Source organism: Parabacteroides chongii (genome assembly GCF_029581355.1).
Taxonomy (GTDB): domain Bacteria; phylum Bacteroidota; class Bacteroidia; order Bacteroidales; family Tannerellaceae; genus Parabacteroides; species Parabacteroides chongii.
In genome coordinates this window covers 4,619,746-4,632,476 of the sequence record NZ_CP120849.1, presented here as the reverse complement: position 1 = coordinate 4,632,476, position 12,731 = coordinate 4,619,746, and the positions used below count along the sequence as shown (strand labels likewise).

The following is a 12,731-nucleotide window of genomic DNA, read 5'->3' as shown; positions in this document are numbered from 1 at the left end:
TTTATGAAGAAGGTGCGCTGACTTTCGACACACCTTCTTTTTTTATCACTCTTCTTTTTCGGCTATCAGATCCGCACTCTCCGCTCTTACTTCGCGAATCAGGTCTGTCGGGGCAATCTGTACCTGTAATCCCCGTTGGCCGGCACTGATATATATCTTTTCATATTGTTCTGCCGTCTGATGAATATAGGTAGGGAAATGTTTCTTCATGCCTATGGGCGAACATCCGCCGCGGATATAACCGGTCAGAGGCAGTAACTCTTTCACAGGGATCATTTCACACTTTTTATTTCCGGATACTTTAGCTGCCTTTTTGAGATCCACTTCATCGGCTCCGGGAATTACGCAGACAAAATATCCGCTTTTATCCCCGTGAAGGATCAGTGTCTTGAAGACCTGTTCGATATTTTCTCCTAACTGCTCTGCCACATGGATGGCACTTAAATCATTTTCGTCTACTTCATAAGGAACCAGCTGATAAGCAATCTTCGCTTTGTCCAACAGCCGGGCTACATTCGTTTTGTTAATCTTCATATTACAATCCTTTCATAGATAACTGAACCCGTTTACGGACCAGATCCACACTCAATACCTTCACTTTTACATGCTGGTGGATGGATACGACCTGTGTCGGATCACTGATGAAACGGTCTGCCAGTTCTGAGATATGAACCAGTCCGTTTTCTTTTATACCAACATCGACGAAGCATCCAAAGTTCGTTATGTTAGTCACGATTCCCGGTAAAACCTGTCCTTCTTTCAAATCTTCGATCGTTTTAACCGTCGGATCGAAAGAGAACACTTGAATAGCCTGGCGTGGGTCACGGCCCGGTTTATCCAGCTCTTCCATAATATCGAGCAGGGTCGGCATACCGACTTTGTCGGTGATATACTTTTTCAGGTCCAGCTTTTTCTTTAATTCTTTATTCGTGATCAGCTCTTCTACAGTGCATTTCAAGTCCTTTGCCATTTTCTCCACGATCGGATAACTTTCCGGATGGACGGCAGAATTGTCGAGCGGTGTTTTCCCTCCCTGAATACGGAGGAATCCGGCACTCTGCTCGAAAGCCTTTTCGCCCATGCGGGGAACTTTCAGCAGTTCACGCCGGGATTGGAAAGGACCGTGCGCTGCCCGGTAGTCGACAATGTTTTGTGCCAATGTCGGTCCCAGACCGGAGATATAGGTAAGCAAATGCTTGCTTGCCGTATTTACGTTGACACCCACCCTGTTCACACAGCTTTCTACTGTCTGATCCAGGCTTTTCTTCAGCGCGGACTGATCTACATCATGCTGATACTGACCGACGCCGATACTCTTGGGATCAATTTTCACGAGTTCCGCCAGCGGGTCCATCAACCGGCGACCGATGCTGACGGCACCGCGTACCGTCACATCATATTCAGGAAATTCGTCCCGCGCTACTTTCGATGCCGAATAGATGGATGCACCATTCTCGCTGACAACGAATACCTGAACTTTCCGGTCGTAACGGATGTTGGTAATGAATTGCTCCGTTTCGCGGCTTGCCGTCCCGTTGCCGATGGCAATGGCTTCGATGGCATATGTCGATACCAGCTGGGATACTTTGGCGGCAGCTTTATTCTTCTCGTTCTGAGGTGGGTGAGGATAGATCGCTTCGTTATGCAGCAGATTTCCCTGGGCATCCAGGCAGACTAATTTGCATCCGGTACGATAACCCGGATCGACTCCCAACACTCGTTTTTGCCCTAATGGCGGAGCCAATAACAGTTGTTGCAGGTTCTCGGCAAAGACACGGATCGCTTCTTCATCGGCTTTCGCTTTACTCAAATTGGCAAATTCCGTTTCGATGGAAGGTTTCAGAAGCCGTTTAAAGGAATCGTCCACCGCGTTGGCGACCTGGTCCGAGACTTCATTGTTTCCTTTTACAAAACGTCTTTTCAGCCGGTCGAGCGTCGTATCCACATCCGGAGATATGCTGACACGGAGGATGCCTTCCGCTTCCCCGCGCCGCAAAGCCAGCAGGCGGTGGGAACTGCATCGGTTCAGTGGTTCGCTGAAATCGAAATAGTCCCGGTACTTGGCACCTTCTTCTTCTTTCCCTTTGATGACTTTGGAAGAAATGATTCCTGTGTGGGAGAAAGAGTTACGAACGGCGTTACGTGCCCCTTCATTTTCGTTCACCCATTCGGCAATAATATCGCGTGCCCCTTGCAAGGCTTCTGCGGCATTTTTTACTTCTCCTTTGATAAAGTTTTTTACTCTATCCAACAGATTCGGCTCATTTTGAATCATGATGATCTTGGCAAGCGGCTCCAGTCCTTTCTTGCGGGCAATCTCTGCTTTAGTCACCCGCTTGGGTTTATAAGGCAGGTAAAGGTCTTCAATCTCCGTGCTGTCCCAGGATTCTGTGATACGTTTTTTGAGTTCGGGAGTTAGCTTTCCCTGTTCCTCTATGGAACTTAATATGGTGTCTTTCCTCTTTTGGAGTTCCGTGAGCTTATCCAGCTGATCTTTGATGTTTCCGATCTGGACTTCGTCCAGTCCCCCGGTAACTTCTTTCCTGTAACGGCTGATAAAAGGGATCGTAGCCCCTTCATTAAGCAGGCCGATTGTCTTTTCGACTTGTCCGGCAGGAATGTTCAATATCTGTGATATCAGTGTATTGAATGATGTTGTCATATAGATTTTATTCTTTGTGTTCGATACGCAAAGATAAAACAGTTTATGGCATAACCATTCGGAAATCGGGCAAAATCTGTTCGAAAGCTCTTTCCCATCGGGGTATCATATACAAAAAGTCCCGGTATTTTCTTCGAGTAAAATACCGGGACTTTTTTATGTTTACCTTAATTCATTAAGGCTCTGCAATCGTTTCTTCTGCGAGGATACGTGCTTTATCGGCATCGCTCTGGATATTGGGTTGCTCCAGACCGTAGTGTTTGATCTTGTCTTCACGTTTCAAGAGGAGGGCGATAATCAAAGCCAATACACCGAAACTGGTAAAGATTGCCATCGGCAGCGTATAATCGTATGCCGGTTTTCCCGTACCGTTATCGATCTTGCAATACGTATCCAGTACCCATCCGATCAGAAGTGGAACCATGCTCAATCCGATATTCTGTACCCAGAAGATCAGGGCATAAGCAGTACCCAGCTGTTTTTCCGGAATGATTTTCGGAACGGATGGCCACATAGCCGACGGAACCAGTGAGAAAGCGATTCCCAGTACAATCATTACGATCGTGGCAAACCACCATTCGTTCAGGATCGGCAAGGTGAACAGCAGGTGTACACCGATCAGCATCAATGCACCGCAAATCATGATAGTTGCGCCTTTACCTTTACGGTCGTACAGGTTTCCGAAGAACGGTGTCAACAGGATCGTACCGAAAGGCAGGATGGCGGGAATGTTGCCGGCGAGGTCGGGGCTTACATTATATTTGTTGACCATCAAGTCGGTTGCATATTTCAGGAATGGGAATACGGCAGAATAGAACAGTACGCATAACAGGGCGATCAACCAGAAACCTTTGCTGGTGATGATCAGGCCGATATCTTTCAAGCGGAACGGTTCTTCCTCTTCTGCCTGTTCGACAGCACTCATGGAAGCATCCAGCTTGCGGTCCATTACACAGAAAACAAGGAAAGCGATCAAGCCGATGCACAGCATACAGAGGCAAAGCAGGATAGGAGCGGAGATGCTACCGAAGAACTTCGATGCCGGAACAGTGATCGACAATGCCAATGCGGTACCCAGACGGGCTGTAGCCATTTCGAGACCCATTGCCAATGCCATTTCTTTTCCCTTGAACCATCTTACGATGATCTTGGAAACAGTGATACCGGCAGTTTCCACACCTACACCGAAGATCGCGTATCCGAGGGCGGCTACCATTACCTGGGCTTTCCATCCGAACAGTTCACCTTCCATGGTAAAGAAATCGGATATTGCATAATATTTAAGTGAACAACCGATAATCATTAAAATACAGGCACCGACTCCGGTAAAACGGACACCCATCTTATCCAGTACGATACCCCCGATGATCAACATGAAAAGGAAGACATTGAACCAACCGTAGGCACTCGTGAAGAAGCCATATTCGGTACTGTTCCAGGAAAGTTGTTCTTCCAGCATCGGTTTAAGCGGGGCCATCACGTCGGTGAGGAAATATCCGCAAAGCATGGTAAATGCGACGAGCGCGAGTACGCTCCATCGAGCTACTTTTGAGTCGCTCAGTTTCTGGTGAATTTGTTCAATCATGATATTTGTTTTAATTAAGTTATATTATTTGTCTTGTTTCATGAAAAGGGGGAGTGCATCGGCTACGATAAAGGTACTTCCTCCGATAAAGATCGTATCTTCTTCATGAGCCTGTTCCAGGGCACGTGCAATGGCATCGGCTACGCTGTCGCAGACCACTCCGCTCAGTCCGTGCCCGACCGCCATCGCTGCGAAATCGGTGGCAGGCATCGCCCGTTCGACGGATGCCTGAGTGAAATAATAGAAGGCATCTTTGGGCATCAGTTCTAGTACGCCGTTAATATCCTTGTCGTTTACCATTCCGACGATCATGTGAGTTTGCCGTGAATGTTTTATTACTTCATTCAGTTGTATATTCAGGTATTCCCAGCCACCTATGTTATGGCCTGTATCGCATATCACCTTCGGTTTTTCCTGTAAGGTCTGCCAACGTCCCATTAATCCGGTCAGTTCTACTACATGTTCAAATCCTTCCCGCACGGCTTCCTGCGAAATGTTCACTCCTGTACTCTCAAGCAGATTGAGGGCTGCCAGTACGGTTTTTGCATTTCTGACCTGGACTACGCCGCCCAGTTCTCCGAATAACTGTCCGTATTCTACGGAGTTGAGATACCATTCGCCGGTATCCATTAGATAAGATTCTTCGAGCAGGTCCTCTTCTGAAGCGAAGTAAACCAGGGTGTTGTTTTTTACGGCGGTCTCGCTGAATACTTTGGCTACGCTATGGCTATATACTTCTCCGACCAGGGCAGGTACTTCCGGTTTGATGATACCGGCTTTCTCAAAGGCTATCTTTTCGACCGTGTCACCCAGGAACTGGGTATGGTCGAGGCTGATATTCGTAATGATGCTCAGGATCGGTGTGATGATGTTTGTACTGTCCAGACGACCGCCCATACCGACTTCTATTACAGCGAAATCGACCTTTTCGGCACGGAAATAATCGAATGCCATGGTAGAAGTCAGCTCAAAAAAAGAGGGGTGGAGAGGTTCGAATGTGGTACGGTGGCGTTCTACAAAATCTACAACATATTCCTGGGGAATCATTTTGCCGTTGACACGGATACGTTCGCGGAAATCGATCAGGTGGGGCGAAGTGAAAAGTCCGACTTTATATCCTGCCTGCCGGAGGATGGCTGCCAACAAATGGCTGACCGAACCTTTCCCGTTTGTACCCGCTACATGGATCGTTTTGTAGGCTTTGTGCGGATTACCCAGATAATTATCCAGTGCGATACTGGTATCTAATCCCGGCTTATAAGCGGATGCGCCGCTGTGCTGAAAAACCGGAATGCTTGTATATAGATAGTGAAGCGTTTCTTCGTAAGTCATGCTGTTCGTTTTTATAATTCGCAAAAGTAGTTAATTTTATTTATACCTTTGTCGCCCGTAATATAAAATAAGAGTAAAAAGGAGATGAATAAACAACGTGTCGCTTATACTCCGGTTGGGGGAGTATGTTCAAAAATGATGATTGTGGATGCTGAAGATAACATTATTACCGGTGTACAGATCGTGGGCGGTTGCCAGGGTAATACGCAGGGGCTGAGCAAACTGTTGATCGGTATGGCAGTGCCTGAAGCTATACAGCGCCTGGAAGGTATCGACTGCCGCGAACGGGGTACGTCCTGCCCGGACCAGTTGGCACAGGCATTACGAAAACTTAGCTGATTGCCGGAGTACATTCGACCGGTTTACGGATTTAGGGGGATATCTTTTACCAACCTGAATCCGTTGTTGAAGTGTTTACTTCCCGGGTAGATATAGTAATGACAGGTAGGCCGGCAGGTTGCCCGTTCGTTAAACCAGGTGCCGCCGCGTACGACAGCATATAGTTTGCCGTCTTTTTCAAATGTATCGGAACACCATTCCCATACATTCCCGCTCATATCATGGATTCCCAGTTCGTTCGGTTTCTTCATACCGACAGGGTGCGGTTTGCCTTCCGAGTTTCCGGCATACCATCCGAGGCTGTCGAGTTCCATGCCGCCGCTATATAAATGGTCCCGTTTGCCATACATGCCGCCGCGAGCAGCATATTCCCATTCTTCCTCTGTGGGTAAACGTCCGCCTGCCCATTGGCAATAAGCATTAGCTCCGTACCAGGTGATGTAAATGGCTGGGTTGGCTTCGTAGCCGGGGACCGGTTTTCCGTTTTGGATTCCCCAGTTACATTCATAATATAAAGGCTGTCCGGCGTCGGGACCTTCTTTGATTACATTACTTTCGTATGTTTTCAGGAACTGGGCGAACTGGAAGTTGGTAATTTCATATTTGCTGATGGAGAAACTGTTCACTTTCACTTCATGAGGTGGATTGTTGTCTTCTTTATAGGTCGAGCCCATCTTAAAAGTACTTCCTTTCACTTCGATCATTTCCGGATTGATGTTGGTTGATAACCATTTTCGGAATTCAATCTCTTTCATCCGTTTCCGGGCTTCATTCCGGTCTTCTTCCCTGACATCGCTTTCAATGAATTTATTGAGGTAGGAGATAGAGATATCGTACGCTTCGTTTCCTTTCAAAGGAAGCAACCGTTCGTACATGGTTGCCAGTGCAATGTATCCGTCGGTACGTTCCGGGTCCAGCCGTACGCCCTGTTCATAGAGTCTGTAAGCCTCTTCGGTATATTTGTACATGTTAATCGGGGTACCGCTAAGAGAGAGCAGGTTGTCTGCCTGCCGGATGCAATTATCGGCATAAGGGTTGATCTGGCTACTGATCAGGCGGGCGAATTTTGTTTTCTTCATCTCCACCGGAATCAGACGGTAGAACTGTCTGAGTGAATCGGGCGACAGTTTTTTCATGATACGTGTCAGGAGGAACTGGCCCGCATATTTATCCATATTCTCTCCGATGAAAGCAATTCGGATAGAATCTCTTTTCTGCTGGACGGCATGCAGTTCGATATCTACATCCAGTTCCTGGCTTCCCCGTACCGGTTGAGCATTCAGATTGCTCAGGGATTGGAGGAAGGCGGGCTTCTTTTTCTCTTTGCCGTCGGAACGTTTTTTACCGATGGCACCTAGTTCGTGTTGGGCCATCGAGACGGCATTCAGGCTGTCTATCCTTTGGTTAAGGTCGTGCGTCTCTTCCAGGTAAACGGCATATCCCATGTGTGTGTCAGCTCCTTTGAAATGCAGTCCGTTAGGAAAGTCGGAGAGATGACCTTCCACGTATAATGTGTCTTTGTCGATGAGAAGGTCGCAGTAATGGAACTCGTCGTCTATCGTTGTGCATAGCCATAAGTGTTGGGGTACGTCGGACAGTGTCCCTTTCATCTGGAATTTTCCTTTTTCGATCCGCATGGAGTTGATGATGCGCTGGTTGTCGAACTGTTTGAGGAAGAACACCGTGCCATCTTTTACTCCGCCGATGTGTGCTTCTATGACATACCGGTCGTTATTAGCCGTCAGAAAAAGGCTGAAACAGGCAAATAGTACGGATAGAAATAGTTTAGTCTGCATACGGATCGTTTATAAGGTGATTTAGTCGATGATCAGTTTATAGCCTATTCCCCGGACATTCAGGATCTTTATCGAGTCGTCTTTCGATAGTTTATGTCGCAGTTTGGTAATGAAGACGTGCAAGCTACGGGCATTGAAGAAAGAGTCGTCTCCCCACAGGTCGAGCAGTACGTCTTTCATTGGCAATACATGGTCTTTGTTTTCGCAAAGCCGTTTGAGTATTTCCGATTCGCGGTTGCTCAGGAGTTGTTTCTCCCCGCAATATAATAATGTTTGCGTAACTGCATCGAATGTATATTGACCGAGGTTGAAGGTTGTTTTTTCTTCCTTGCGTACTGTAATTTTATTCAGCAGGGCTTTGATACGGACAATCAACTCCGCCATGCCGAAAGGCTTTTTCAGGTAGTCGTTGCCGCCCAGCTCGAAACCTTCGACAACATCGTTCGCGGCAGAACGAGCGGAGAGGAAGAGGACAGGTATCTGGCTGTCTGTTTTACGGATATGCCGTATCAGGGTGAAGCCGTCTATTTTAGGCATCATGATGTCGGTCACGATAATATCCGGTTTGATTTCTTTGTAAAGCGCCAGTCCTTCTTCGCCGTCGGCAGCCAATACGATATCGAACTCTTCACCATCCAGCGTATCCTTGATGATCATTGCCAGTGTCGGTTCGTCTTCTACTAATAATACTTTTATCTTTGCCATAGTTTTTTCTTTTTTAGTTTTTGAAATGGAGGGTGAATGTCGTGCCTTTTCCCGGTTGACTCTTGACGGTCACTGATCCCCCATGTTTCGACATCATATCTTTTACGTAATATAGCCCTAGTCCGAAACCTTTTACATTGTGCAGGTTGCCGCTGGGAACCCGGTAAAACTTATCGAATATGTGTTGCAGATTCGTATCGCTGATGCCGATACCGTTGTCCGTAACGGATACACGGATCTCGTTCGGCTGCATCTCCGCACTGACAGATATTTCTGCAGGTTTATCGCCGGAATATTTTACCGCATTGTCGATCAGGTTACCCAATATATTATAGAAATGCGTACGGTCGGCAAATACTGCAATGTTCTCTGGTATATTTGTTGTGATATCGACCTGTTTTCCAGCTTTCAGCTTGTGTTGTTCAATGAGTGGGGCGATCATGTCAGCTACGCGGATCGATTCCTGTTTCAGCCGGAAGGTATTGCGGTTCTCCACAGAGAGGGTGAGTATCTGTTCGACCAGGCCGGTCAACTGTGTGAGTTGTTCCCGGACGATACCCAGGTATTTCTTCTGTTTCTCGCTGACATGGGTGTCGTAGTTGAGCAAAACGTCGTTGGCAGCATAGGCGACGGATATCGGGGTTTTTAGTTCATGTGTCATATTGTTGGTAAAATCCGTTTTCAACTCTTCGATCGTCTTCTGTCTGAGGATCGTATAAAGTAGGTAGATGAAAGCGATCAGAATCAGGATGACCAGCAGAAGAGATGAAGTGAGGATGCCTGCCATTTGTTTGAATACCAGTTGGGAGGGGGCTTTTAATGTTAGTTGGTAATATAGTTCCGGTTCTACGCTTTTGATCGGATAGCTGAATTGTACTCCTTTATTGTCGAACGTCTCGACTGACCGGAATGTCATAATGGTTTCGGGCACGCTGTCCTTCATCTGAATTACTTCCAGTTTATAGGGGACGGAAATATCGTACTGTTTGAGTTCCATGACGAGCAAAGTATCGTACAGGATATAGTCGATAGGTATCAATGAATCGAGTTTTACGTGCAAGGCCTCTTGTATCTGACCTTCCAGTGAGGTCAGCAGGTCAAGGTATTCGTTGAGCGATTCGGCTGCTTCGTTATATTTGAAGGGGTTCTTATCTGCTTTTATGGAAAATGTATCCATTAATCCGTTTCGTGAAATTTCTTCTGTGCTATCCTTCGAAAGTTTAATCTCGGAGGTGATTGTTCCGGATCCTTTATTCTCGCTCAGTGAATCCATACGGATGAATAGCTCCTTGTAGTCAGCCATACGCATGGCATCCTGTATATTTCCGTTTACTTGTTCCCAGGTTGAATCGTAGAGTCCCTTCAACCAGTATCCCTGTGAAAACAATAATGCAGCCAGTGACAAACAGATCAGTGCAGCAATAATCTTAAAACGTAGTTTCGTTTTCATCTTTCATTTTCTTCTTTCCGACAAAAATAAAGGATAAGTTTCAGAATCTACAGGTTATGGTAAGACTAAATAACACTTTGTTGAAAGACCATCAGTTTGACCATAATTAATCCAATGAGAATAGCAATCGTGAAACTTGCCAAAGTTCCAATCAACACATATTCAGTGGTCTTAATTTCTTTACTTTTATTCAATTCACCGAAACGGAAAATAGATTTTGCAGCCAGAAGAAATCCTATCGCTTCTATCTGACCGATCAGAATGAAAGTAAGAATGAGTATTCTTTCCAGATATCCGATCCATTGACCTGCATTTTGAAGACTTTCGGAAACATTTCCTCCTAAACTCCATCTTCTGGTAAAGAGTCCCAGAAAGATAGAGGCAGGTTTTAGAACAAGCAGGTATCCGATCAGGATGATCCAACATTTATTGCATTTCATTAATTCCCGACATGATTCTCCAATCATGCTATATTGTCCGGTAATGGCTATCCATAGGATAAAAAGTACAATAATGTGTAATATTTGATCGAAAATGAAAGAAGAGAGTCTCTCTTTGTATGTTATTTTCCAGTAGTCGATAACAAAATGAGTAACAAAAATAACCGGTATGATAAACCAGCAATTCCATAGACCAACGATCAGATATGCAACGAGCGCTTGTGTCAGGCTATGAATGACGTGATACAGGCAATTCCCTTCTTTCTTTTTCCTGACAATGGAGTTCGTCTGTAACAGGAAATCGACGACAAGATGAGAGAATAATAGTTTTAATAGAAGATCAAGGTCTGTCCATTCCATAATATTATAGGTTTTTGGTTGATATGAGTTGTTCGTAACGGTTAAGGTATAGTTCAATTAAATTAGCTTTACCACCGATTAATAATTTACTGATGGCCTGAGAAGATTTTTGGAGGTCGTCTGCAATTTCTTTTTGTGTTTTACCTGTCAATAGAGACAAATACAAAGCCTGTGACTGAGTGATTGTCCAATTGGATGCTATATCATCGACAAAAGCTGTACTGACTTTGAACTCGTCATTGAATTCATCCCAGGGAGTTTTAAGAGCCAGGTTTTTAGAACGTCCCAATTTATCGAATTCCCAACCGGAAAAACGGAAAGCTTCCCCGTCGGATTCGATAACACTTTCTTCTTTTTCAAAATCTATAGTACCTATACCTAAAGCCATCCGTGCATCCCACCTGAAAGATGTAGGTGACTTTGCCTGCAGGCCGATACGCAGCAACAAAACTGTCCGTAATGCCTTGACCGGATTGTTGATGATGATTTGAAAACTATCGCCACGATAGATATCTAATCGGATGCTTCCCCATTTCTCTGTGTCATGCACAATGTTGTTGATCGTATCCAATAACAGACTTCTGTTTGCCGGATCTATATGGGTCGATTGAATGATGTCTCCTGTTATAACTCCTTTTATTTTCATACAAACGATTTGATGGATTCATTTAGGAACAAATATACTGTTATTTATGAATAAAACAACCTAATCGGGTTGATTTTAGAAAAACAACCTAATTGAGTTGATTTAAATAAAACAACCTGATCGGGTTGATTTTAGGAAATGATCTAAGACTAAATAACACATCTTTAATAAGCCCCGAGTTGCCTATAGACAACAGAAATGATTGATTCTGCCTGTTTATAGATATCCTTTGTTTTCTTCGTATCCAGTGTATCATGGCTGGATGAAGCAGTTTCGAATAGCTTGAATACCTGTGTTTCCACCGGCTGTAATTGCTGTATATAACCGGTCTTTTCATTATTCCAGAGAAGTCGCCAGTGAAGATATTTTTGTCCGTTGCCACGATGGATCGCATAGACTTTGTCTTTCAGGCGGGAGGAATAATAACAGAGAGGGGCAGTCTTTAAGGCTGCATTGTATTGTACCAGGGAGGGTTGGTCTTTTCCCATTTTTACCCATAGCGGCAGGGCTACCGAAACAGGAGGATATCCTAATGCGGTCCACATGATGGTGTGTTCTGCCGGCATACCCGGTTTTACTCCTTGTATCACGATAGAAGCCGTACTTTCGGCTCGTGGAATGAAATCCTGTTCTACAAACCATCCGGAATGATTGTTCGGGCTTTGTTCCGGATTTTTCAAGTCTATGTCAAGCAGACTATTGTAAAATGAACGGGAGGCTTCCCGGAAGATGCGTTCCGGGGTAAATCCTTCCTTTTCCATTTGTTTGAATATCTTTCGGGCGTTATCATAACGGATGTATCCCAGTCCTTCATCAGTGCGGCCTTCGAAAGAAAAGTTCGTATAGATCAGATATCCTTCCGGAGCCAGGGTGGTATCGTTGACATCTTTTTTATAGTAGTGTTTATTATTTGTTTCATAATAGGCAGCGCCTCCATAAGCATCGATCACACCAAAGTTGGCTTCTACACGTAGAGGGCGGGGAAGGGTATCGAGCAGGTGCTCAAAGTCTTGTATGGTTTTGCATACTTTTAGTGCCTGGCGCATCAGTAGTCCTTCATGATCCATTTCTTTTACGTCATCGTCTTTTAGATTATAGGAAGCCGTATTCATAATGGAGAAACCTGTTTCATTACTACCGGTCCATACAGCCCCGTCCGGATCATCGCTGTTCACCAGTCCAAGGAAACGATAACCTCCTTCGTCAATATAGGTAATATGATTGTAAGGGGCACCGGTATCACGATGTTTCCACATCAAAGGGCGTCCGTCGGGGGTTGCTTTCCCTGAGATAATGATAGAGGTACAAGCATGTTGTTGCTGGATAGAAAAGCAGAAACAGAGAATTGCCGCTAAGATGAGCTTTTTCATGACGTATAAGTATTATGCATTTAGTGGCAAACATATACACAATAAT

The 12,731-nt window shown here is 45.3% G+C and carries 11 protein-coding genes; 1 reads left to right on the top strand and 10 read right to left on the bottom strand.

Annotated elements, in window-relative coordinates:
• Positions 1 to 45 precede the first annotated feature (45 nt).
• From ybaK to P3L47_RS17545, 4 genes are all read right to left on the bottom strand, one after another.
• A complete protein-coding gene (gene ybaK / locus P3L47_RS17560) occupies positions 46 to 534 on the bottom strand; it encodes a Cys-tRNA(Pro) deacylase (RefSeq protein ID WP_122360047.1) in 489 nt (162 codons plus the stop codon).
• A gap of 1 nt (position 535) precedes the next feature.
• Entirely contained in the window at positions 536 to 2,662 is a 2,127-nt protein-coding gene (locus P3L47_RS17555; RefSeq protein WP_277781588.1) for a Tex family protein, read from the bottom strand.
• A 175-nt stretch (positions 2,663 to 2,837) separates the two neighbouring features.
• On the bottom strand, positions 2,838 to 4,247 hold the full coding sequence (locus P3L47_RS17550; protein ID WP_129733480.1) for an MFS transporter: 1,410 nt from the start codon (positions 4,245 to 4,247) through the stop codon (positions 2,838 to 2,840).
• A gap of 24 nt (positions 4,248 to 4,271) precedes the next feature.
• Entirely contained in the window at positions 4,272 to 5,579 is a 1,308-nt protein-coding gene (locus P3L47_RS17545) for a bifunctional folylpolyglutamate synthase/dihydrofolate synthase (RefSeq protein WP_277781587.1), read from the bottom strand.
• 84 nt (positions 5,580 to 5,663) lie between these two features.
• Between P3L47_RS17545 and P3L47_RS17540 the strand changes: the two genes are divergently transcribed.
• On the top strand, positions 5,664 to 5,918 hold the full coding sequence (locus P3L47_RS17540) for a TIGR03905 family TSCPD domain-containing protein (RefSeq protein ID WP_122352810.1): 255 nt from the start codon (positions 5,664 to 5,666) through the stop codon (positions 5,916 to 5,918).
• A 23-nt stretch (positions 5,919 to 5,941) separates the two neighbouring features.
• Here the strand turns inward: P3L47_RS17540 and P3L47_RS17535 are convergent, their stop codons facing one another.
• The 6 genes from P3L47_RS17535 to P3L47_RS17510 all read right to left on the bottom strand — a co-directional run bounded on the left by P3L47_RS17535 (position 5,942) and on the right by P3L47_RS17510 (position 12,685).
• The gene (locus P3L47_RS17535; RefSeq protein WP_277781586.1) at positions 5,942 to 7,714 is read right to left on the bottom strand and encodes an SUMF1/EgtB/PvdO family nonheme iron enzyme; all 1,773 of its coding nucleotides are present in this window, start codon (positions 7,712 to 7,714) and stop codon (positions 5,942 to 5,944) included.
• Between the two features lie 21 nt (positions 7,715 to 7,735).
• Positions 7,736 to 8,419, bottom strand: a complete 684-nt coding sequence (locus P3L47_RS17530) for a response regulator transcription factor (RefSeq protein WP_075557622.1) — start codon at positions 8,417 to 8,419, stop codon at positions 7,736 to 7,738.
• A 13-nt stretch (positions 8,420 to 8,432) separates the two neighbouring features.
• Positions 8,433 to 9,869, bottom strand: a complete 1,437-nt coding sequence (locus P3L47_RS17525; protein ID WP_277781585.1) for a sensor histidine kinase — start codon at positions 9,867 to 9,869, stop codon at positions 8,433 to 8,435.
• A gap of 65 nt (positions 9,870 to 9,934) precedes the next feature.
• Positions 9,935 to 10,669, bottom strand: coding sequence for a DUF3307 domain-containing protein (locus P3L47_RS17520; protein WP_277781584.1), 735 nt, complete (start codon positions 10,667 to 10,669; stop codon positions 9,935 to 9,937).
• A 4-nt stretch (positions 10,670 to 10,673) separates the two neighbouring features.
• Positions 10,674 to 11,315, bottom strand: coding sequence for a hypothetical protein (locus tag P3L47_RS17515; RefSeq protein ID WP_122360040.1), 642 nt, complete (start codon positions 11,313 to 11,315; stop codon positions 10,674 to 10,676).
• Between the two features lie 164 nt (positions 11,316 to 11,479).
• Complete coding sequence (locus P3L47_RS17510; protein ID WP_277781583.1) at positions 11,480 to 12,685, bottom strand: C45 family peptidase; 1,206 nt, start codon at positions 12,683 to 12,685, stop codon at positions 11,480 to 11,482.
• Between the last annotated feature and the right edge of the window lie 46 nt (positions 12,686 to 12,731).